At 71.7% G+C, this 20,559-nt stretch carries 21 protein-coding genes; 11 read left to right on the plus strand and 10 right to left on the minus strand.

The genetic code is table 11. The features are described 5' to 3' along the window. Window positions 1-5: 5 nt before the first annotated feature. Together DA085_RS04815 and DA085_RS04820 are read right to left on the minus strand one after the other, a co-directional pair. On the minus strand, window positions 6-1,736 hold the full coding sequence (locus DA085_RS04815) for a carbon starvation CstA family protein (protein ID WP_109471784.1): 1,731 nt from the start codon (window positions 1,734-1,736) through the stop codon (window positions 6-8). Between the two features lie 70 nt (window positions 1,737-1,806). Continuing rightward, window positions 1,807-2,493 (minus strand): uracil-DNA glycosylase, encoded by a 687-nt coding sequence (locus DA085_RS04820; protein ID WP_237565314.1) that lies wholly within the window; start codon window positions 2,491-2,493, stop codon window positions 1,807-1,809. A 135-nt stretch (window positions 2,494-2,628) separates the two neighbouring features. Here DA085_RS04820 and DA085_RS04825 point away from each other — a divergent pair, with 135 nt between their 5' ends. Continuing rightward, complete coding sequence (locus DA085_RS04825; RefSeq protein WP_109471786.1) at window positions 2,629-2,919, plus strand: DUF3263 domain-containing protein; 291 nt, start codon at window positions 2,629-2,631, stop codon at window positions 2,917-2,919. 142 nt (window positions 2,920-3,061) lie between these two features. Here the strand turns inward: DA085_RS04825 and DA085_RS21805 are convergent, their stop codons facing one another. From DA085_RS21805 to DA085_RS04835, 3 genes are all read right to left on the minus strand, one after another. Beyond that, on the minus strand, window positions 3,062-3,193 hold the full coding sequence (locus DA085_RS21805; protein ID WP_272914474.1) for a hypothetical protein: 132 nt from the start codon (window positions 3,191-3,193) through the stop codon (window positions 3,062-3,064). A 13-nt stretch (window positions 3,194-3,206) separates the two neighbouring features. Then, window positions 3,207-4,157: a DUF4097 family beta strand repeat-containing protein gene (locus DA085_RS04830; protein WP_109471787.1), complete on the minus strand. Its 951-nt coding sequence runs from the start codon at window positions 4,155-4,157 to the stop codon at window positions 3,207-3,209. 76 nt (window positions 4,158-4,233) lie between these two features. Next, window positions 4,234-4,797 (minus strand): pilus assembly protein HicB, encoded by a 564-nt coding sequence (locus tag DA085_RS04835; RefSeq protein ID WP_109471788.1) that lies wholly within the window; start codon window positions 4,795-4,797, stop codon window positions 4,234-4,236. A gap of 146 nt (window positions 4,798-4,943) precedes the next feature. On the opposite strand from DA085_RS04835, the gene DA085_RS04840 reads away from it, so the two are divergent. The 5 genes from DA085_RS04840 (at window position 4,944) to DA085_RS04860 (ending at window position 12,284) form a co-directional block, all read left to right on the plus strand. Next, on the plus strand, window positions 4,944-5,810 hold the full coding sequence (locus tag DA085_RS04840) for an MBL fold metallo-hydrolase (protein WP_109471789.1): 867 nt from the start codon (window positions 4,944-4,946) through the stop codon (window positions 5,808-5,810). 4 nt (window positions 5,811-5,814) lie between these two features. Further along, window positions 5,815-7,764: a propionyl-CoA synthetase gene (locus tag DA085_RS04845; RefSeq protein WP_109471790.1), complete on the plus strand. Its 1,950-nt coding sequence runs from the start codon at window positions 5,815-5,817 to the stop codon at window positions 7,762-7,764. A gap of 453 nt (window positions 7,765-8,217) precedes the next feature. Next, a complete protein-coding gene (groL, locus tag DA085_RS04850; protein ID WP_109471791.1) occupies window positions 8,218-9,849 on the plus strand; it encodes a chaperonin GroEL in 1,632 nt (543 codons plus the stop codon). Window positions 9,850-10,110: 261 nt separating this feature from the next. After that, window positions 10,111-10,770 carry an ArsR/SmtB family transcription factor gene (locus DA085_RS04855; protein ID WP_109471792.1) on the plus strand — a complete coding sequence of 220 codons (660 nt, stop codon included), beginning with the start codon at window positions 10,111-10,113 and terminating at the stop codon, window positions 10,768-10,770. Then, window positions 10,767-12,284: an MFS transporter gene (locus DA085_RS04860; RefSeq protein ID WP_109471793.1), complete on the plus strand. Its 1,518-nt coding sequence runs from the start codon at window positions 10,767-10,769 to the stop codon at window positions 12,282-12,284. The genes DA085_RS04855 and DA085_RS04860 overlap by 4 nt, the downstream gene beginning before the upstream one ends. A 163-nt stretch (window positions 12,285-12,447) precedes the next feature. On the opposite strand, the gene DA085_RS04865 is transcribed toward DA085_RS04860, so the two are convergent. Beyond that, window positions 12,448-12,744: a WXG100 family type VII secretion target gene (locus DA085_RS04865; protein ID WP_109471794.1), complete on the minus strand. Its 297-nt coding sequence runs from the start codon at window positions 12,742-12,744 to the stop codon at window positions 12,448-12,450. Window positions 12,745-12,860: 116 nt separating this feature from the next. Here DA085_RS04865 and DA085_RS04870 point away from each other — a divergent pair, with 116 nt between their 5' ends. Both DA085_RS04870 and DA085_RS04875 read left to right on the plus strand, forming a co-directional pair. Next, on the plus strand, window positions 12,861-13,199 hold the full coding sequence (locus DA085_RS04870) for a YnfA family protein (RefSeq protein WP_109471795.1): 339 nt from the start codon (window positions 12,861-12,863) through the stop codon (window positions 13,197-13,199). 28 nt (window positions 13,200-13,227) lie between these two features. After that, on the plus strand, window positions 13,228-13,995 hold the full coding sequence (locus tag DA085_RS04875) for a DUF4031 domain-containing protein (protein WP_419866498.1): 768 nt from the start codon (window positions 13,228-13,230) through the stop codon (window positions 13,993-13,995). Here DA085_RS04875 and DA085_RS04880 read toward each other — a convergent pair. The 3 genes from DA085_RS04880 to DA085_RS04890 form a co-directional block, all read right to left on the minus strand. Further along, the gene (locus DA085_RS04880) at window positions 13,992-14,702 is read right to left on the minus strand and encodes an HD domain-containing protein (RefSeq protein ID WP_109471797.1); all 711 of its coding nucleotides are present in this window, start codon (window positions 14,700-14,702) and stop codon (window positions 13,992-13,994) included. The two genes, DA085_RS04875 and DA085_RS04880, sit on opposite strands and share 4 nt — an antisense overlap. Window positions 14,703-14,755: 53 nt before the next feature. Further along, window positions 14,756-16,891 (minus strand): HelD family protein, encoded by a 2,136-nt coding sequence (locus DA085_RS04885; RefSeq protein ID WP_109471798.1) that lies wholly within the window; start codon window positions 16,889-16,891, stop codon window positions 14,756-14,758. Window positions 16,892-16,976: 85 nt separating this feature from the next. Further along, window positions 16,977-18,113, minus strand: a complete 1,137-nt coding sequence (locus DA085_RS04890) for a S1C family serine protease (protein ID WP_237565315.1) — start codon at window positions 18,111-18,113, stop codon at window positions 16,977-16,979. Between the two features lie 216 nt (window positions 18,114-18,329). Between DA085_RS04890 and DA085_RS04895 the strand changes: the two genes are divergently transcribed. Genes DA085_RS04895 through DA085_RS04905 form a run of 3 tightly spaced genes read left to right on the plus strand, consistent with a single transcriptional unit; the run spans window position 18,330 to window position 20,274 of the window. Continuing rightward, window positions 18,330-18,692, plus strand: coding sequence for a YciI family protein (locus DA085_RS04895; protein WP_109471799.1), 363 nt, complete (start codon window positions 18,330-18,332; stop codon window positions 18,690-18,692). After that, complete coding sequence (locus DA085_RS04900) at window positions 18,689-19,036, plus strand: YciI family protein (protein ID WP_109471800.1); 348 nt, start codon at window positions 18,689-18,691, stop codon at window positions 19,034-19,036. The genes DA085_RS04895 and DA085_RS04900 overlap by 4 nt, the downstream gene beginning before the upstream one ends. Beyond that, on the plus strand, window positions 19,033-20,274 hold the full coding sequence (locus DA085_RS04905) for an RNA polymerase sigma factor (protein ID WP_109471801.1): 1,242 nt from the start codon (window positions 19,033-19,035) through the stop codon (window positions 20,272-20,274). The genes DA085_RS04900 and DA085_RS04905 overlap by 4 nt, the downstream gene beginning before the upstream one ends. Window positions 20,275-20,349: 75 nt before the next feature. Here the strand turns inward: DA085_RS04905 and DA085_RS20870 are convergent. Next, window positions 20,350-20,559, minus strand: a 210-nt coding sequence (locus tag DA085_RS20870) for a hypothetical protein (RefSeq protein WP_237565316.1), incomplete at its 5' end; no start/stop codon positions are given.

Below are 20,559 nucleotides of genomic sequence, written 5' to 3' on the forward strand. Positions count from 1 at the left end.
CTGTGTCAGTCGCGGACTGTGTGGTCGCCCGCCCGTTCGGCGGACGCCTCCGTGGCCAGCTCGGCCAGCTCTGCGTCGTCGTCGCCGTCGTAGCTGCGGGCCGACCGCATCGCGGCGAAGGCCTCCACGATCACCCAGAGGGCGGCGATGAGGATGACGACGTCCATGACCAGCAGCAGCCAGTTCCCCTCGCGGTAGAACGTGCCCAGCTGGACGAACAGTGCGTAGATCGTCATGACGCCGACGAACACCAGTGGGATCAGCGCCGGCAGCGGCGTGCGTCCGCGCCGCAGCAGCATGATCGCGATGATCGCCAGGGTCAGCGCGGCCATCAGCTGGTTGGTGGTGCCGAACAGCGGCCAGATGAGCATGCCGCCGGAGCCGTCCGCGCCGGCGCCGAAGGTGAGCGCCAGGCCGACGCCCACTGCGATGACGGTCGCGAGGTTCTTGCGCAGGGTGACGCCGGCGATGTCGCCGATCTCCTGGACGACGAAGCGCTGCAGCCGCACCCCGGTGTCCATGGTCGTCGCCGCGAACAGGATCGCGGTCGTGGCCATGATCGTCGCGGACAGGGACTGGGGCAGGCCCAGACCGGCCTCGATGATGGCTCCACCACCGTTGACGAAGGCGCTCACGCCGCCGTCGTTGAAGGCCTGGTAGACGTTCTCCCAGTCGGCCAGCGTCCGGAAGCCCGCCGTCGTGGCGATGATCGCGCCCAGGGCGAGCAGTCCCTCGCCGACCGCGCCGAAGTAGCCGACGAAGCGGGCGTCGCTCTCCTTGGCCAGCTGCTTGGAGCTGGTGCCCGAGCTGACCATGCCGTGGAAGCCGGAGATGGCGCCGCACGCGATGGTGACGAACAGCAGCGGCAGGATGCCCGGCGTGCCCTCCGGGACGTTCTCGTTGTACGCGGGGGCCACGACCTGCGGGCGGGCGATCAGGACCGAGCCGTAGAGGATGCCCAGTGCGATGAACAGCTGCAGACCGTTGATGTAGTCACGCGGCTGCAGGAGCATCCAGACGGGCAGCATCGAGGCGATGCCGGCATACACGAACAGGACGATGATCCAGAAGGCGTTGGCCGGCAGGCCCATCACGGTCTCCGGGAGCGCGAGCGGCACGTTGTCGCCGATCACGATCAGGGCGTAGAGCGCCACGACACCGACCACGGACACGAGCGGCAGGCTCCACTTGTAGCGGTAGATGGCCTGACCGACGAGGAACGCCACGATCAGGGCACCCCAGGTCGGGATCACGGCGGTCGGGGTCGCGATGAGCAGGTTGGCGATGACGACCGCGAAGGCGGCGTTGACCATCAGCAGGAGCAGGAAGATGACCACCAGGAACAGGTTGCGGCCTCGGGCACCGATGTACCGGCCAGACAGGGCGCCGATCGACTGTCCACGGTTGCGGACCGAGGCCCACAGTGCGCCGAGGTCGTGCATGCCGGCGAAGAAGACGGTGCCCAGGGTCACCCACAGGAACGCCGGTAGCCAGCCCCAGATCACGGCCACGGCCGGACCGACGATGGGGGCGGCGCCGGCCACCGAGGTGAAGTGGTGGCCCCACAGCACGTACTTGTTGGTCGGCACGTAGTCCACGCCGTCCTCGAACTGGTGGGCGGGCGTGGGGCGGGCGTCGTCGAGGGCGTAGATCCGGTTGGCCAGGTACTTCGAGTACAGGAAGTAGCCGGCCAGGATCATGCCCACACCGATGAGGGCGAGGACCAACGAGTTCATGGTGGGAGCCTTAGCAGTCCGGGGGCGTGGTTCCGGTCACCATAGCGACTGCCAGCAGATCTGGCTGGGATCAGGGGAGCATCCAGTCGACGGGCGTGCCGCCCTGCGCGACGAGCAGTTCGTTGGCGCGGCTGAACGGTCGGGAGCCGAAGAACCCGCCGCGCGCGGACAGCGGCGAGGGGTGTGCGCTCTGGATGGTGGGCACGTCCCCCAGCGCCGGCGCCAGCGAACGCGCGTCGCGCCCCCACAGGATCGCGACCAGGGGACCGCCGCGGGCGGCGAGCGCGGCGATCGCCAGGTCGGTGAGCTGCTCCCAACCCTTGCCGCGGTGGCTGGCGGGGGCGCCCGGCCGGACCGTCAGCACCCGGTTGAGCAGCAGCACGCCGTGCTCCGCCCAGGGTGAGAGGTCCCCGGTGGCGGGTGTCGGTATACCCAGGTCGGTGGACAGCTCGGCGTAGATGTTCTGCAGGCTGCGCGGGACCGGCCGGACGTCCGGGGCCACCGAGAACGACAGGCCGACGGCGTGACCCGGTGTGGGGTACGGGTCCTGGCCGACGATGAGCACACGCACCCGGTCCAGCGGCTGCTCGAAGACCCGCAGGATGTGCTCGCCGGCGGGCAGGTAACCGCGGCCGGCGGCCACCTCGGCGCGGAGGAACTCGCCGAGCTCGCGGACGATCCCGCTGGCGGGCTCCAGGGCGCGCGCCCAGGACGGGTGGACGAGGTCGGCCAGGGTGGCGGTGGGCTGCGGGCTCACGGCCCCAGGGTATGCCGCGTGGCCGGCACGGTGCTGTCCGGCACGTCGGAATGACATCAGTGTCATTCGGGACGTAGAGTGGGCGCGAAGCAGTCGGGTCCACACCGACGGACGACGAGCACAGAAGGATCGCACATGGGAGCCGCACCGAGGATCACCGGCGCCGACGCACCCCAGGGGCTGACCGAGCGCGACCGCGAGATCATCGACTTCGAGCGCCAGTGGTGGAAGTACGCCGGTGCCAAGGAGCAGGCGATCAAGGACCTGTTCGACATGAGCGCGACGCGCTACTACCAGCTGCTCAACCAGCTCATCGACTCGCAGGAGGCGCTCGAGCACGACCCGATGCTGGTCAAGCGCCTGCGCCGGATGCGCACCCAGCGCCAGAAGTCGCGCTCCGCGCGCCGGCTGGGCGTGCAGCTCTGAGCTGCGCCACCCGCTGAGCCCGGCCCCGTTCCGGGGACGCACGTCGATCGGCCCGGGAGTCACCTGACTCCCGGGCCGATCTGTGTGGCTGTGCCGGCGCTGGCCCGCCGTGCGGGACCGCTGCGAGGCCGCGTGGTGGGGGTCACCGGCGGCGGGTGGTGCTCCGCGTGGTGCGGTCGCGGGCGGTGAGGGCGAGACGGTTCTCGACCTCCAGCGTGCGGCTGCGCTCGGCGTGCAGGTCGCGGGCGAGGTCGACGTCCATCGGGTAGCACATGGCGTTCCTCCTCTCAGAGGGTCCGGGTCGGATCGGTGGTGACGGGCCTGGTCGGCTCGGCCGGTGGCTGGTCGTCGGGCTGGTCGTCCGTGGGTCGGACACCGCCCGCTGGGCGGGTCGCGCCGTGCGGCTCGCCGGGCAGGTGACCGACGATGATGTCGCCAGAGACCGAGCGCAGCCGCAGCTCGACGAAGGGGGCGCCCTCGGCCGGCTGCCCGAGCTGGGCGAGCGTCGAGGTGACGTCGCCGGTCATCGTGTGGATGTCCGTCCACGCCGGCAGCCCCGCCGTGACCGCGACGCCGACGTCTCCGGAGGCGGTGCGGGCGTCCAGGCGTCCGCCGCTGAGCTCGGCGACGTGGATGTCGCCGCTGGCGGTGGTGATCCCTGCGCCGCGCTCGCAGCGCTCGACGCGCACGTCACCCGAGCCGCTCTTGACGCTGGACTCGCGGCCGAGGCTGCCCAGGAGGACGTCGCCGCTGCCCGTGACGGCCTGCAGGGCGCCGGTGACGCTGCCGACGCGGAGGTCACCGGACCCGCTGCGCAGCGAGGCGTCGCCGGTGACGCTGCCGACGTGCAGGGTGCCGGAGCCGCAGGTGGCCTCGAGGGTGCCGGTGTCCTCGAGCTGGCTGTCGCCCGAGCCGGACCGCAGGGAACAGGTGCCCAGCGCACCCGTCGCGACGAGGTCGGCCGAGCCCAGCTTCGTGCGCAGACCGCTGCCGCGGGGGGTGCTGATCCGGACCGTCAGCTGGCTGCTGCCGAAGGTGAAGCTGAAGCCGTGGCGGGAGCGGGGGCCGATCACGGCGATCGCGTTGCCCTGCTGCTCGATGGTCGTCTCCTCGGCACCCTTGCCGGTGACGGTGACCAGGGTGCGGCCGTTGGTCTCGCCGGCCAGGATCTCGACGTGGCCGCTGCCGATCTCGACGACGAGGTCGGGCGGGCGGGGGGTCTCGAAGGTGCGGTCCATGGTGTGTCCTCGTTCTCTTGAAGGTGTCGGTCGGGAGGGGCGTCGGCGCTGCTGCGCCCGGGCCGGCGCGGGTGGGTCAGGACCAGCCGGTCATCCGTCGGCCGGGTCCCGTGGAGGAGCCCGGCGGTCGCGGCGGCCGGGGCGCTCCGGGGGGAGTCGGGTAGTCGAACCGGACGCCGTGACCACGCAGGTTGATCCGCAGGCCGCCGGTGGTCGCGTCGCGGACCGCGTCCACGAGCCAGCTGTTGAGGGACTGGCCCACCTCGCTGGCCAGCTCCTCCGCCCGCTGCTTCAGGCCCTCGGGGAGACGCAGCGTGATGCGGATCTGGTCGCCGCTCTCGTCGACCGGCTCCCGCTCGGTGTCGTGGGGGTAGGCGTCCTCCGGCCCCTCGGGGGAGCCGACGCCGTCCAGCACGAACTCCACCGCGCGACCACGCAACCGGGTCTCGATGCTCCCGGACGGCAGCTCGGTCGTGATCTCGGCCGCGGCGTCGGTGAGCGCCTCCAGCAGGACCAGACGGATCGCCGGGTCCACGGCCGAGAGCACGCGCTGGGCCGCGGCCGTGATCTCCGGTCCACCCAGCTCGGTGGCCGCAGCGACCTCGGCCCGGAGCCGCTCGACATATGTGGTGAGTTCCATGACGCCAACTATGACACCATGATGACGTCATGTCAACACCATTGTGGTGTCGAATCTGACGACAGTCCGATGTCACCTGGCTCGGAAGCGGCCGTGGGGCCGTCCCGTGCTTGGGCGGTGGGGCGGACTCGCCTAGGGTGAAGGTCATGTCCGCGTCTGCCCTCCGGGAGATCGCGCCCGGGACCTATGTGCGCAGACACTCCGAGCTGGATCTCAACTGCGGCCTGGTCGTGGGCTCCGAGCGGGCGCTGGTCATCGATACCCGCAGCACCACCGAGCGGGGTGAGGCACTGGCCGCGGCCGTGCGCGAGATCACCCCGCTGGAGCAGGTCGTGGTCAACACCCACGCCCACTACGACCACTGCTTCGGCAACGCCGCGTTTCGCGACTCCCAGATCTATGCCCATGTCGGCGCCGCGGAGAGCCTGCAGCGCACGGCCGAGCACCAGCGCAGCCAGGTCGTGGAGCACCTGCGCCGCACCGAGCGCCCCGAGCTCGCGCAGACCTACGTCGACACCGAGGTGGTCCTGCCCTTCTACCTGGTCGAGGCGGAGACGACGCCGATCGACCTGGGTGACCGCACGGCATACCTGATCTTCGGTGGCCGGGGGCACACCGACCACGACCTGCTGGTCGCCGTCCCCGACGTCTCCACCGTCTTCTGGGCCGACCTGATCGAGCAGGGGGCCGACCCGGCGATGGACGACTCCTTCCCGCTGGAGTGGGGGGAGACCCTCACCCGGCTGCAGGAGCACCCGCACGTGCGCGGCGCGCGGCTCAACGTGCCCGGTCACGGCGAGGTCGTCGGCCCGGAGTTCGTGGACCAGCAGCGGCAGGTGCTGACGCATCTCGCGACCGAGCTCGCCGCCGCCCTCGACCTGGGTGTCCAGGACGTCGACGGGCTGGTGGCCAAGACCCGCGGTCTCGGCCTGCAGGACAGCACGCTGCGCGACGCGGCGGTCCGCACCCTGGAGACCCGCTCTCGCGAGGCGGGCGCCGACGCAGCACGATAGGGGCATGAGCAACGATGCCCGCGCTGACCGCACCGCCACGACCCAGGGCGAGGAGGCCCTGGCCAGCTATCGCGACGTGGTCGCGAGCAGTCTGCGTGACCCGGAGGCGTTCTGGGGTGCCGCTGCGCAGGACCTGACCTGGATCCACCGGCCGCGGACCGTGCTGGACTCCTCGCGGGAGCCGTTCCACGCCTGGTTCCCCGACGGCGTGCTCAACGTCTGCTTCAACGCGCTCGACCGGCACGTGGTGCACGGCAGGGCGGACCAGACGGCACTCATCTACGACAGCCCGGTCACCGGCACCCAGCGGCGCTACACCTACGCCGAGCTGCTCGACGAGGTGGCACGGTTCGGCGGCGTGCTGCGTCACCTGGGTGTGTCCAAGGGCGACCGCGTGGTCCTCTACCTGCCGATGATCCCGGAGGCGGTCATCGCGATGCTGGCGTGCGCCCGCATCGGGGCGGTCCACTCGGTCGTCTTCGGCGGCTTCGCCCCGGCCGAGCTGGCGGCGCGGATCGAGGACGCCGAGCCGGTCGTGGTGGTCTCCGCGTCGTGCGGCATCGAGCCCACCCGTGTCGTGGAGTACAAGCCGATGCTGGACGAGGCGATCCGGCGCTCCAGCCACAAGCCGGCGCACACCGTCATCGTCCAGCGGGAGCAGGCGCCGGCCGAGCTGGGGGAGCACGACCTGGACTGGAGCCTGCTGATGAAGCCGGGGGCGATCGACCCGGCCGAGTGCGTCGCGGTGGCGGCCACCGACCCGCTCTACGTGCTCTACACCTCCGGCACCACGGGCCGGCCGAAGGGGATCGTGCGGGACAGTGGCGGCTATGCCGTCGCCCTGCGCTGGTCGATGACCAACCTGTATGACGTGCAGCCGGGTGAGACGTGGTTCTGCGGCTCCGACGTGGGCTGGGTGGTGGGCCACTCCTACATCGTCTACGGGCCGCTGCTGACGGGGGCCACGACGGTTCTCTACGAGGGCAAGCCCGTCGGGACACCCGACGCGGGCGCCTACTGGCGGCTGGTGCAGGAGCACGGCGTGGTCGGCGTGTTCTCGGCGCCGACCGCGATCCGGGCCATCAAGAAGCTGGACCCGGACGCGGCGCTGCTGGCCGACTACGACGTCTCCTCGCTGCGCACGCTCTTCCTCGCGGGTGAGCGGCTGGACCCCGACACCTGGCAGTGGGCCACCGACGCCCTCGGCATCCCGGTCATCGACAACTGGTGGCAGACCGAGACGGGGTGGCCCATCACGATCAACCCGATGGGCCTGGGGCAGCTGCCCATCAGGCCGGGGTCCTCCGGGCCGGCCACGGCGGGCTACGACGTGCAGGTCCTGGACCCCACCGGGCAGCCGGTGGGTCCCGGCGTGGAGGGGGCGATCTGCATCCGGCAGCCGCTGCCGCCCGGCACCCTGCCGACCCTGTGGCAGGACGACGACCGTTATGTGTCCGCCTACCTGTCGGCCTTCCCCGGCTACTACCTGTCCGGGGACGGCGGCTACGTCGACGAGGACGGCTACGTCTTCGTGATGGGCCGCACCGACGACGTCCTCAACGTGGCCGGTCACCGGCTGTCCACCGGGTCGATCGAGGAGGCACTGGCGGGCCACCCGTCGGTGGCCGAGTGCGCGGTGATCGGGGTGCGCGATGCCCTCAAGGGGCAGGTGCCGCGGGCGCTGGTGGTCCTCAAGGCCGGGGTCGAGCCGGACGCCGACGGCGCCGAGACGATCCGGACCGAGCTGGTCCAGCGGGTGCGCGCCGAGGTGGGCGCCGTCGCCGCCCTCAACCGGGTGGACATCGTCGACGCACTGCCCAAGACGCGCTCGGGCAAGATCCTGCGCAAGACGATGCGGCAGATCGCCGACGGGGACGAGGCGGTGGTGCCCTCCACCATCGAGGACCCCGCAGTCCTCGACGGGCTGCGCGGCGTCCTGGAGGCCGAGCGCTGAGGCCAAGCAACCCGACACGTGCCCCGGAACTACCCCGGCCGGCGCCGAATCGTGGGTAGTTGCCGTGCACGTGCCCCGGAACGACCGCTGACGCCGCCCAGCAACCCGACACGTGCCCCGGAACTACCCCGGCCGGCGCCGAATCGTGGGTAGTCGCCGTGCACGTGTCAGGGCGACGCTCGTGCCGTGGCGGTGACATGCGTGGTGAGGCGCGCGGAGAGGTGCGCGAGCGGCATACGGAGGCCTGTTTCGTGCTCAGATCGGCCCAGACATTTGCACTCGGACCCCGAGAGTGCTAATCATTGACTTAGCACTCGACCCATGAGAGTGACAATGACCGACCGAGCGAGGGTCGGCCGCGCCGGCGCGACGTGAGCCCGGCGGGGCCGGTTCGTCCGTCGCGGGCGTGAGGCCGGTCTCCAACCCGTTCAGCCTGTGGGAGGAACCACCCAAATGGCCAAGACCATTGCTTTCGATGAGGAGGCGCGTCGCGGACTGGAGAGGGGTATGAACACCCTCGCCGACGCCGTGCGCGTGACTCTCGGCCCGAAGGGCCGCAACGTTGTCCTCGAGAAGAAGTGGGGCGCGCCCACCATCACCAACGATGGTGTGAGCATCGCCAAGGAGATCGAGCTCGAGGACCCCTACGAGAAGATCGGCGCCGAGCTGGTCAAGGAGGTCGCCAAGAAGACCGACGACGTCGCCGGTGACGGCACGACGACGGCGACCGTGCTGGCCCAGGCCATGGTCCGCGAGGGCCTGCGCAACGTGGCCGCCGGGGCCAACCCGATGGCGCTGAAGCGTGGCATCGAGAAGGCCGTCGAGGTCGTCAGCGCCGAGCTGCTCGCGATGGCCACCGAGGTCGACACCAAGGAGCAGATCGCGCAGTCCGCGTCCATCTCCGCGGCCGACACCGAGATCGGCGAGATGATCGCCGAGGCCATGGACAAGGTCGGCAACGAGGGTGTCATCACCGTCGAGGAGTCCCAGACCTTCGGCCTGGAGCTCGAGCTCACCGAGGGCATGCGCTTCGACAAGGGCTACATCTCGCCCTACTTCGTCACCGACACCGAGCGCATGGAGACGGTCCTGGAGGACCCCTACATCCTGGTGCTCAACTCCAAGATCAGCGCGATCAAGGACATGCTGCCCATCCTCGAGAAGGTCATGCAGTCCGGCAAGCCGCTGGCGATCATCGCCGAGGACGTCGAGGGCGAGGCCCTGGCCACCCTGGTCGTCAACAAGATCAAGGGCAACTTCAAGTCCGTCGCCGTCAAGGCTCCGGGCTTCGGTGACCGTCGCAAGGCCATGCTGGCCGACATCGCCATCCTCACCGGTGGCCAGGTCATCTCCGAGGAGGTCGGCCTCTCCCTGGAGACCGCCGAGCTCGACCTGCTGGGCCGCGCCCGCAAGGTCGTCGTCTCCAAGGACGAGACCACCATCGTCGAGGGCTCGGGCGACGCCGACGCGATCTCCGGTCGCGTCAACCAGATCCGCGCCGAGATCGAGAACTCGGACAGCGACTACGACCGCGAGAAGCTGCAGGAGCGCCTGGCCAAGCTGGCCGGCGGTGTGGCAGTCATCAAGGCCGGCGCCGCGACCGAGGTCGAGCTCAAGGAGCGCAAGCACCGCATCGAGGACGCCGTCCGCAACGCGAAGGCTGCTGTCGAGGAGGGCATCGTCGCCGGCGGTGGCGTCGCCCTGATCCAGGCGTCCAGCGCGTTCGACAAGCTCTCCCTCGAGGGCGATGAGGCCACTGGCGCCAACATCGTCAAGGTGGCCATCGAGGCCCCGCTCAAGCAGATCGCCGTCAACGGTGGTCTCGAGGGCGGCGTCGTCGCCGAGAAGGTGCGCAACCTCACCCCGGGTCACGGCCTCAACGCCGCGACCGGCGAGTACGGCGACATGCTGGGCTTCGGCGTGGCCGACCCGGTGAAGGTCACCCGCTCCGCCCTGCAGAACGCCGCCTCCATCGCCGCGCTGTTCCTCACCACCGAGGCCGTCATCGCCGACAAGCCGGAGCCGGCTCCGGCCATGCCGGGTGGCGACGGTGGCATGGGCGACATGGGCGGCATGGGCTTCTGACCCAGCCACCCCGCTAGTTCCCGCGTTCCTCGCGGACAACAGCAACGGGGCGGTCTCCTTCGGGAGGCCGCCCCGTTGTGCTGTCCGCGGCCACGTGTGCGCCCGGCGTCGGGGTGGCTCTCAGGCTGTCGGAGAATGCCTCTTGACAAATGGGCGGGATATGCCGACCATACTGGTATGACCGAACGTCCGGGAAAAATCGACTATCAGGGTGACGGGGGTGACACTGACGCGGCTGAGGAAGACGCGCCTGAGGTCGGTATGGCTGAGGTAGACGCGACTGAGGCAGGCGCGGCTGAGGCCGGTGCGGCTGAGGCCGGTGCGGCTCGGGCCGAGCAGGCACCGCGCAGCCCGGACTACGAGCTGGCCGACCAGCTCGTGCTCCAGGATCCGGCGCAGTACCGCGCCCTCTTCGAGGAGACCCGCCAGGCGATCGTGCGGATGCTGAGCGACCGAGCCGCCACCGTCACCGAGCTGGCCGCCGCGCTGGACAAGCCCAAGGGCACCGTGGGCCACCATGTGCAGGTGCTGGCCGACGCCGGGCTCGTCACCGTGGTCCGGACCGAGAAGGTGCGGGCCCTCGAGGCGAGGTACTGGGGGCGGACTGCACGGATCTTCTTCTACGAGCGGGTGGGGGAGGCCGTCTCGCACGGGCAGCGTCTGCTCGACAGGTCCGCTGCCGAGTTCGGTCAGATCGAGGCGCGGATCGCGGCCGGCGAGGACGTCCAGGGCGTGGTCGACGTCAACCGTCGCGACGTGCGTGTCCCGCACGCGCGGGCAGGCGAGTTCCGCCGTCGGCTGGCCGATCTGCTCCTGGAGTTCGCGGACGAGCCGCGCGCCGGCGACACGACGTATGCCGTGGTGTGGGGCGTCTTCCCCAGCTCGGCCGCCTCCCTGCCGGACCGGAAGGAGCGGTCATGACGGCGACCCGCAGCAAGCCCGCCCCGCTGGGCGCGAACTACTGGAAGCTGTTCACCGCCTCCACGATGACCAACCTCGGGGACGGCCTGATGGCGGTCGCCGTGGTCTGGCTGGCCTCTGCGCTGACCCGTGACCCGACGCTGATCGCCCTCGTCGGCCTCGCGTCGCGGCTGCCGTGGCTGGTGTTCTCGCTGCCGGCAGGCGTCATCACCGACCGGTTCGACCGCCGGGTGCTGGTGGCCTGGATGGACGTCGTGCGGGTCGTCATCATCGCCGGCTTCGCCGTGGTCGTGGTGCTCCACCAGAACACGCTGCCGACACCCGAGCAGCTTGCCGCCGGAGCGCCCGCACCCGAGCGGGCAGGGTTCCTGCTGTTCATGCTGGCGCTGGCCTCCCTGCTGCTCGGGTTCGCCGAGGTGGTGCGGGACAACGCCGCCCAGACCCTGATGGCCTCGGTCGTCCAGAAGTCGCAGCTGGAACGGGCCAACGGGCGGTTGTGGGGCGCCGAGACCGCGATGAACAACTTCGTCGGCCCGCCGCTGGGTGGAGTCATCATCGCGGTGGGGCTGGCCCTGCCGTTCTTCCTGAACGCCGGGCTGCTGGCGGCCGGCGCCGCCCTGATCTTCGGGCTGACCGGCACGTTCCTGCCCAAGGGCGAGCGCACCGAGGGCAAGATCCGCTGGCGTGCCGAGATGGGCGAGGGCTTCCGGTGGCTCTGGAACCACGCGCTCCTGCGCACCCTGGCCATCGTGCTGGGCGCGATGAACATGCTGTCGGCCCTCGCCTTCGTGATCATGGTGCTCTTCGTCCAGGAGATCCTCGGGCTGTTCGAGGGCTGGCAGTTCGGGATCGTCATCACCGGCACGGCGGTCGGGGCCGTCGTGGGGTCCCTGGTCGCCGAGCGCGTGTCGGCGCGGCTGACCCCGGGCACCAGCCTGTTCGTCTCGATCGTCGGGATGGGCGTGACCTTCCTGGTGATCGGCCTGACGTCCTCGGCGGTGCTCGTGTGGCTGGTGGGAGTCGTGAGCGGGTTGTTCATCGTGCTGTGGAACGTCATCACGGTGTCGCTGCGGCAGCGGATCATCCCCGACCACCTGCTGGGGCGCGTCAACTCGGTCTACCGCTTCTTCGGCTGGGGGACGATCTCACTGGGCACGCTGCTCGGGGGTGTCCTCGTGTCGTTGGGCGAGCCGGTGCTGGGGCGGGAGTGGGCGCTGCGGATGCCCTTCCTCCTCGCCGGCGTCGCGCAGCTGTGCCTGCTGGTCGTGGCCCTGCCACGGCTGAACACCTCCCGGATCGAGGCTGCTCAGGCCGCGGCCGAGGCCGAGCAGGCCGCGGCGGCACCGACCGGGGCGGAACAGCCACCGTCAGGGCAGACGACGTCCGGGGCGGAGACCGGCCCCGGGGCCGAGCCCGCGGTCATCGGTCAGGAGGTGCCGCCGCCGGCGACGGGTGGCTCGGGCCTCGGCCAGATCGGTGCCAGCGACCCGGACGAGGCACCCGAGCGGCGGTGACGCCATGTCCCCGTCGTGCGGCACCGGCCCGCCGCGCGGCACCCGCCCCGTGGTGACGGTGACCGGTCCGTCGTGCGGCACCGGCCCGTCGTGACGGTGACCGGCGTGGGGACGGTCACCAGGCCGAGCACCCGACACCTCACACGTGTCGGGTGCCGTCTCCTCACTGGGCGGTGAACCGCTGCCGGTTGGCCTGCTCGACCAGGTCGTAGTCGTCGCCAGCGGTCTTCAGCGCCACCGAGATCTGCTGCAGTGACGCACGGACCTGCTCCTGGGTGGCGCTCCACTGCTGGGTGATGTGTGCGAAGTTGCCGGCCGCACCGCCGCGCCAGCAGTCCTGCAGCCCGTTGAGCCGCGCCATCATGGCGCGGACGTCGCCCTCGATCTGTGCCGAGATCCGCTGGATGTCGCCCGACGCCGCGGCGATCCGGGCGGTGTCGACGGCAAAGGTGTTGCTCATGGTCCCTCCCCTTCCTCGGGCGGCCCGACCCGGCTGGTCGGACCGTTGCCCGAGAAGGTAGGCGCAATCGGCCCCGTGCCGCAGAACTTGTCCACAACCCGGCTACGCTCACCTCGATGACCGTCACGCGTTCCCTGCTGCTCTTCGCCCTGGCCGCCTTCCTGGAGATCGGCGGGGCCTGGCTGATCTGGCAGGGCATCCGCGAGCACCGTGGCTGGCTGTGGATCGGCCTCGGGGTGGTCAGCCTCGGCCTCTACGGGGTGGTGGCCACCCTCCAACCCGACGCCCACTTCGGACGCATCCTCGCGGCATACGGCGGGGTCTTTGTGGCCGGGTCCCTGGCCTGGGGCATGGTCGTCGACGGGTTCCGGCCCGACCGCTACGACGTCATCGGTGCGCTCGTCTGCCTGGCCGGCGTGGCCGTCATCATGTATGCGCCGCGCGCGGTGGTCTGAGCCGCCCGCACCGAGGAGGGAGACCCGCGTGATCCTGATCGACCCGCCGACCTGGCCGGCGCACGGTCGGCTCTGGTCGCACGTGATCAGCGACACCTCGCTGGAGGAGCTGCACACGTTCGCGCGGGCGGCCGGGATCCCGTCGCGTTCCTTCGAGGGCGACCACTACGACGTGCCGGGAGAGCGCCACGAGGAGCTGGTCGCGGCCGGGGCGGTGCCGGTCGGCAACCGGGAGCTGGCGCGGGTCCTCCGGGCCAGCGGGCTGAGGTTCCGCAAGCGCAAGGGCGAGCACCCGCTCGCGCGGGTCGTCGACGGGCTGGCCGCTGTGGGTGGTCCGCACGTCCTCGACGTGGTCGGCTCGCCCCACGAGCCCGTTGCCACGGCCGGTGCCTCCGTCGTGCTGGTGGCCGACCCCGCGGACTGGATGGTGCTGGTGCAGAGCGTCGGTCGCGACGGCTGGGCACCGCCGGGCGGCAAGCGGGACGAGGGGGAGACGCCGCGGCTCGCCGCCGTCCGGGAGGTGGCCGAGGAGACCGGTCTGGTGCTCGATCCGGCGGTGCTGCGGCCGGTCGGCTACGAGCGGATCACCGTCGCCGAGGGCCAGCAGCGGGGCCCGTGGGGTGTCGGCGACAACCACATCGCGGTGTTCGGCACGCGCGTCGCCGACCGGCAGCCGGTGGCGCCGGTGGCGGACGACATCCTGGCGGCCGAGTGGGTGGACCGCGCGACCCTGCAGGACCGGTGCGCGGACCAGCCGTGGTGGCCCCTGGTCGAGCGCTTCCTGGCGCAGGCCTAACCGCGCAGCCGGTCCAGCTCGGTGGCGAGGTTCGCGCGGGCCGCCGGCTCCCAGTGGGTCCGGGCGTGCGCCGTGCGGTACAGCACCTCCCGGCCGGCGAACCCGGAGAGAACCGCCGAGCGACCCTGCCTGAACAGCTCGTCCGGCACGTGGGCGTACTCGGACCGGACCTGCTCGGCATACTGCCGGTAGCGGTCGGCGGGGGAGGACAGGATCCACAGGTCCGCGTCGTGCAGCACCGAGACCGTATGCCGTCGGCTGGCCAGGAGGGCGGGCCCACCCGCAGCGTCGTGGTCGACGGTCATGAGGACCAGGGCCTCCACGACGTCGACGGTGCCCCGGGCGACGCCGAGGGAGTTGAGGTGGTCGCGGGCCAGGGCGGCGCTGCGGTGCTCGTTGCTCCCGGCCTCAGCCCGTGGGTCGTAGGCGACGTCGTGGTACCAGCCCGCCAACCGCGCCAGGCGCGCGCCGACCGTGTCGACCTCACCCGCGGCCGCCAGCTCCCCGACGGCACTCAGGACCTCTGCGAGGTGCTGCACCGTGTGGTAGCGCCGCTGCGGCTCGGACCACCGGGTGAGCACGAACTCCAGCTCCGCCGCGCGCAGCGCCTCGGGTGCCTCGGGGGCGAGCACCGTGGTGTCCGCGGACCAGGAGGCCTTGAGCGCCTCGAGGGTGCACTCGTCCGGCGCGAGGGGTCGGTCGGTCACGCGACCAGTCTGCCTGCTGGTGCGGGACCGCTGCAGCAGGGGCCGACCAGTGGTCAGGCGGCGAGCGGGTCGTGCAGCCCCTCGGGCAGGGGCTCGTCGTGCACGACGGTCAGGCCCGAGACCGCGCGGGTGAGCACGACATAGAGCCGGCGCAGCCCGGTCCGTTCGTCCGGCTCGGCGGCCACGATGGCCGCGGGTTCGACCACGACGACCTGGTCGAACTCCAGCCCCTTGGCCACGGTCGCCGGCACCAGCTGCACGCGCGGCTCGTGGAACCCGGCCCCGTCCCCCTCGACCTCGGACGGGGGCTCCGCTGCGTCAACGCCGAGCAGGGTGTGCTCGAGGTCCGCGGCGTGCAGGGCCCGCGCGACGGCTGGGACGGTGTCGTCGGCGACGATGACGCCGACCGTGCCCGGTGCGCCCTCCAGGGCTGCCCGCACGGCGTCGACCGTGGCGGGCAGCAGCCGTCCACCCGCACGGAGGAGGTCGAGGCGACCACGGTTGGACCGGACCGACTCGGGCAGCGCCAGACCGGGCGCGATCCGCGGGAGGAGGCGCGCGGCATACTCGATGACGGCCGCGGGCACCCGGAAGCCGCGCGTCAGCTCCTCGAGGTGGGCGCCGGTCTTGCCGAGGTGCTCCATGGACTCCGTCCACGAGCGGGTGGCCCAGGGTGTGGTGCCCTGCGCCAGGTCACCGAGCACGGTCAGCGATCCGGTGGAGGCGCGGCGGCCCACCGCCCGCAGCTGCATGGGGGAGAGGTCCTGCGCCTCGTCCAGGATGATGTGCCCGAGGCTCGTGGTGCGCTCCAGGACGTCCCCGATCTCATCCAGCAGCACCGTGTCGGCGGGCGTCCAGCGGGCCGAGCCCTTGCTCCGGGGAGCCTTCTCCCACAGCAGCAGCTGCTGCTCCGCCCCGGTCAGCACACGGTCGGCCGCCTCGGCCAGGGCGGCGGCGTCGGACCACAGCCCGAACAGGACCGCCGCGGGGTCCAGGGCGGGCCAGAGCGTCCTGGCGTAGTCCCGCACCGGTTTGCTCCGGGCCACCGCGTCCTGCACCCGGTCGTCCGGGGTGTCCCCGGCGCGTTCCATCCGCACCAGCACGGCGTGCGCGAGCCGGCGCGGCAGCATCTCCCTGGCCGCGTCGTAGCGGACTCCCCGGGAGGTGAGCTCGTCGAGGATCTCCTGCACGTCATACTCCGGTACCCGCCAGCGGCGGGACCCGCGCGGGACCACGAGGGCCTCGGTCGCCCGCTGGACGCGCGACCAGACCGCGCGGTGGAGCACCACCGCCAGGCGGGCGTCCCCCTTCAGCGTGGCGACGTGCGCGGGGTCGGTGCCGCGTGCGCGCCCGGTCAGCTCCTCCACCGTGGTGTGCCCGACCTCGATCTCACCGAGGGTCGGGAGGACGGCGCCCACGTGCTCGAGGAAGGCCCGGTTGGGTCCGATGACGAGCACACCGGTGCGGGAGAGACGGTCGCGGTAGGAGTAGAGCAGCCAGGCGGCGCGGTGCAGGCCCACCGCGGTCTTGCCGGTGCCGGGCGCGCCCTGCACGCAGATGGTGGTCCCGACGTCTGCGCGGACGATCTCGTCCTGCTCGGGCTGGATGGTCGCCACGATGTCGCGCATCGGACCGGAGCGGGGCCGCTCGATCTCCCGCGCCAGGATCTGGCTGTGCCCGGTGTCGGCGACGTCGCCGGCCTGGGGTGCGGTGAGGTGCTCGTCCTCGTATGCCGTGAGCTGGCCGCGGTCCACCCCGAACCGGCGGCGCAGGCTCACTCCCATCGGCTCCCGTGGCGAGGCCCGGTAGAAGGGTGTGGACACGGCGGCGCGCCAGTCGACCACGACGGGCTCGCCGTCGGCGTCGGAGATGTGGCGGCGGCCGATGTAGTGCCGCTCAGCGACGTGGGAGTGGTCCGGGCCGGTGTCGATCCGGCCGAAGAACAGGGTGCTGGTCGGGTCGTCCAGCAGGGACTGGGCGCGGCGCCAGAGCGTGTAGGCGAGGTACTCCCCGGCGATCTTGTCGCCGGCCTGGGCCTGCAGGCCGAGGGTGTGCTCGCGCATCCGGGCCATCTCGCCCCTGGCGGCGACGAGGTACTGCTGCTCGCGGGCCAGCTCGGGGTCGGTGGTGTCGTGGGGCGGGGCGGAGGTCTCCGCCGTCGGATCTGGGGGGTGGGCGTGCTCGGACATGGGTGGGCCACCTCGGATCGGCGGGGAACGGGGGGAAAGCGACCCTAGCCGATCCGAGGTGGCCAGAACAGGGGTCTGGGCCGGTCTAGCCGTCGGCCCGGGCGTCCAGGGCGACCGTCAGCGTGAGCTCCTCGCCGTCGCGGATGTAGGTCAGCTCGATCTCGTCACCGGCGGTCCGCTGCCGGACCTGCGCCACCAGGGCCAGCGAGCCGTTGACCCGCTCGCCGTCGATCTGGGTGATCGCGTCGCCCTCCGCCAGGCCGGCGGTGTCGGCGGGCGAGCCCGGCTCCACCCGGCTGATGCCGGCGGCGTGCAGCGTCGCGCCGTCCTTCTCTGCCGTGGCGTCGGTCAGCCCCACACCGAGGAAGGCGTGCTCGGCGGTCCCGTCCTCGATGAGCTGCTCCACGATCGAGGAGACCTCCCCGACCGGGATCGCGAAGCCGATGCCGATGTTGCCGCTCTGCCCACCCATCGAGCCGAGGCTGGCGATGGAGGAGTTGATGCCGATCAGCGCGCCGTTGCTGTCGACCAGAGCACCACCGGAGTTGCCGGGGTTGATGGCGGCGCTGGTCTGGATGGCGTTGGTGACCACCGGCTCGGCCTGCTCGACCGCGCCGGGCCGCACGCCGCCCCCGCCCGCTGCCTGGGTCGTGACCGGACGGTCCAGCGCGCTGACGATGCCGGTCGTGACGGTGCCGCTGAGGCCGAGCGGGTTGCCGATCGCCATGACCGGGTCGCCCACGCGGAGCTCCTCGTCGTCACCCACGCTGATCGGGTGCAGGTCGCCGGGCGGGGTCGTGAGGGTCAGCACGGCGAGGTCCGTCGACGGGTCGGACCCGGCGATCTCCGCCTCGTAGCTCCGGCCGTCGGCCAGCGTGACCTGGACCTTCTCGGCGCCCGCGACGACGTGGGCGTTGGTGACGATGTGCCCGGACTCGTCCCAGACGACACCCGAGCCGGCGCCCCCACCGGTGCCGGACTCGACGCTGATGGCCACGACGCTGGGCGTGACGTTGGCGGCCACGCCACCCCAGTCGGTGGAGGGCGAGTAGGTCGCGTTGCTGGCGCTGGTGGGCGAGGAGCCGGAGGTGGTCTCGAGGACGACCGGCTGCTCGTCGGTGCTGGCCTGCACCACGGCATACGTGCCGCCGGAGGCGAGGATCGCGGACAGCAGGCCGACCGCTGTCACCTGCGTCCAGATGGTCGGGTTGGTCTTGCTCATGACTGCTCCTTGTCTCGCGGTGAGTCCCAGGTAAGCGCACCGATCTCGTAGGAGGCTGGGACCGTCCTGCGGTTTTCCTGAGAGTCCAGGGGTGTCGCGCGGAAATCTTTGGGACGGTTGTCGATTCCGGGTGTCCTCGTCCGTCATGGGGTTGAGGTCGCGCCCGCGACCCCGGTCGGCGAGCGACGCCGGCCCGGAGCAGAGAGGATCGGACACATGACGGAATACATGGTGGTGATCGTGGGGGACGCCGACCGGTGGTGGTCGACGATGAGCCGGCAGGAGCGCGCGGACGGCTACTCGGAGTACACCCGGTTCGGGCAGGAGCTCACGCAGCGGGGTCACCGGATCACCGGCGGCGCCGAGCTGCACGCCACGTCGGAGGCGCGGACCGTCCAGCCGGGCGGGCAGACCGTCACGGACGGGCCGTTCGCGGAGACCGCCGAGCACGTCGGTGGCTTCTACCTGGTGGAGACCGAGGACCTGGACGACCTGGCCGAGTGCTGCAAGATCATCGCGGCGCTGGGCGACGCCGTCGAGATCCGCCGGACCGTGGCCCCCGAGGAACGGGTCTCGTGAAGCGCTACCTGATCCTCATCGCCTACGAGCCATGGGACTGGAGCAGCGCCTCGGAGGAGGTCCGGGCGGCGTTCTTCGAGGCGCACGGTGCCTTCTCCGCCTTTGTCGCCGAGCGCGGGAAGGAGCTGGCCAGCGCTGCACTGGACGACACGGACACCGCGACCACGGTGCGCCACGTCGACGGTGAGGTGGTCGTCACAGACGGGCCGTTCGCCGAGACCACGGAGATGATCGGCGGCTACTACGAGGTCGAGCTGCCCGACCTGGACACCGCCATCGAGGCCGTGACGCTGCTGCCGCCGTCCTACTCCCTCGAGATCCGCCCGGTCATCGCCATCACGTGACCGACGAGGCGCTCGAGCGAGTGGTCCGCGAGGAGTGGGGCCGGCTGGTGGCCCTGCTCCTCGCGCGGTACCGGCGGCTCGACCTGGTGGAGGACGCCCTCGGCGACGCCGTGGAGGCGGCGGCCCGGGTCTGGCCCGTCGAGGGTGTGCCCGACAGCCCGGCGGCGTGGCTGCACACCGCTGCCGGGCGACGGGTCCTGGACCGGTTGCGGGCCGAGGCCATGCGGCAGCGGCGGGTGCCGCTGCTGGTCACCGAGGCGGAGCGGAGCGGGACGGGAGCCGGTGCCATGGTCGACCCAGGGGACCTGGTCGAGGACGATGTCCTGCGGCTGGTCCTCATGTGCACCCACCCGGCACTGGCCCCTGAGGCGTCCAGTGCCCTGGCCCTGCGGCTGGTCCTCGGGGTGAGCACGTATGACGTGGCGCGGCTGTTCCTGGTCCCCGAGGCCACGATGGCGGCCCGGATCACCCGGGCCAAGAAGAAGATCGTGGCTGCCGGCATCCCGTTCGCGGTGCCCGGGACCGACGCCCTGCCGGCGCGGCTCGAGGTGGTCGCCCAGACCGCCTACCTCGCTTTTACCGCCGGCTACGCCCCCGGCAGCGGCACCGACCTGCTGCGGGTCGACCTGGCGGGGGAGGCCGTGCGGCTGGTCCGGGTGGTCCTCGGGCTGCGCCCGGCCGAGCCGGTCCTGGTCGCCCTGCTCGCCCTCATGCTGCTCCAGCACTCGCGACGGGACGCCCGGGTCGGGACCAGCGGTGAGCTCGTCCTCCTTGCGGACCAGGACCGCTTGCGGTGGCACGCCGACGAGGTCGCCGAGGCGCTGGCCCTGCTGCGCAGTCTCGGTGGGGTGCGCACGCTCTCGCGGGCGACCGTCGCCTACGTGCTGCAGGCGCAGGTCGCGGCCGAGCACGCCACCTCCCCGAGCAGCACCGACACCCGCTGGGACCGGATCGTGGGCCACTACGACCTCCTCCTGCGGGTCGCGCCCTCGCCGGGGGCCCGGTTGGCTCGGGCCGTCGCGGTGGCCGAGGCGAACGGTCCGGAGGCCGGCCTGGCTGCCCTCGACGAGGTGGGTATGCCGGACAGTCACCGGCCCGCGGCCGTGCGCGCCGAGCTCCTGACCAGGACGGGGCGCGCGGCGGCGGCGCAGCAGGCCTACGACGAGGCGATCGCGCTGTGCCGCAACGACGCAGAGCTCGAGCACCTTCGACAGCGGCGCAGTGCCCTGCGTCCCTGAGCGAGCGCTCGTCCCTCACGTAAGCGGGTGGAGATCTGCCACTGCAGAAGTGCTCGGGGCCACTGGCCTTCGGAGTCAACCGCAGGATTGCTCCTGCAGATGCTTGCCCAGGCCAGTTACGGGGTGGATCCAACGCAACGCGGCATTATGCACGTGATCGGTGTGGGTGGGTCCTTCCTCGGTGGCCAGTGTCTGGCGGTGCTGGTCGGTGTCAACGTCGTTCATGCTCGCTGCGCTGCGCGTGCTCCATGTTGACGCCTCGGGCGCACCGCCATGGGGCGTCCT

Origin of the sequence: Ornithinimicrobium cavernae (assembly GCF_003121625.1) — a bacterium.
Taxonomy (GTDB): domain Bacteria; phylum Actinomycetota; class Actinomycetes; order Actinomycetales; family Dermatophilaceae; genus Ornithinicoccus; species Ornithinicoccus cavernae.

Coding starts and splice junctions, on each gene's coding strand:
- DA085_RS04885 (WP_109471798.1), bottom strand. CDS start 16,891: ATGTCCGAGCACGCCCACCCCCCAGATCCGACGGCGGAGACCTCCGCC.
- DA085_RS04840 (WP_109471789.1), top strand. CDS start 4,944: ATGTCCGCGTCTGCCCTCCGGGAGATCGCGCCCGGGACCTATGTGCGC.
- DA085_RS21805 (WP_272914474.1), bottom strand. CDS start 3,193: ATGTGCTACCCGATGGACGTCGACCTCGCCCGCGACCTGCACGCCGAG.
- DA085_RS04865 (WP_109471794.1), bottom strand. CDS start 12,744: ATGAGCAACACCTTTGCCGTCGACACCGCCCGGATCGCCGCGGCGTCG.
- DA085_RS04895 (WP_109471799.1), top strand. CDS start 18,330: ATGACGGAATACATGGTGGTGATCGTGGGGGACGCCGACCGGTGGTGG.
- DA085_RS04835 (WP_109471788.1), bottom strand. CDS start 4,797: ATGGAACTCACCACATATGTCGAGCGGCTCCGGGCCGAGGTCGCTGCG.
- DA085_RS04845 (WP_109471790.1), top strand. CDS start 5,815: ATGAGCAACGATGCCCGCGCTGACCGCACCGCCACGACCCAGGGCGAG.
- DA085_RS04870 (WP_109471795.1), top strand. CDS start 12,861: ATGACCGTCACGCGTTCCCTGCTGCTCTTCGCCCTGGCCGCCTTCCTG.
- groL (WP_109471791.1), top strand. CDS start 8,218: ATGGCCAAGACCATTGCTTTCGATGAGGAGGCGCGTCGCGGACTGGAG.
- DA085_RS04825 (WP_109471786.1), top strand. CDS start 2,629: ATGGGAGCCGCACCGAGGATCACCGGCGCCGACGCACCCCAGGGGCTG.
- DA085_RS04855 (WP_109471792.1), top strand. CDS start 10,111: ATGGCTGAGGTAGACGCGACTGAGGCAGGCGCGGCTGAGGCCGGTGCG.
- DA085_RS04815 (WP_109471784.1), bottom strand. CDS start 1,736: ATGAACTCGTTGGTCCTCGCCCTCATCGGTGTGGGCATGATCCTGGCC.
- DA085_RS04860 (WP_109471793.1), top strand. CDS start 10,767: ATGACGGCGACCCGCAGCAAGCCCGCCCCGCTGGGCGCGAACTACTGG.
- DA085_RS04830 (WP_109471787.1), bottom strand. CDS start 4,157: ATGGACCGCACCTTCGAGACCCCCCGCCCGCCCGACCTCGTCGTCGAG.
- DA085_RS04890 (WP_237565315.1), bottom strand. CDS start 18,113: ATGAGCAAGACCAACCCGACCATCTGGACGCAGGTGACAGCGGTCGGC.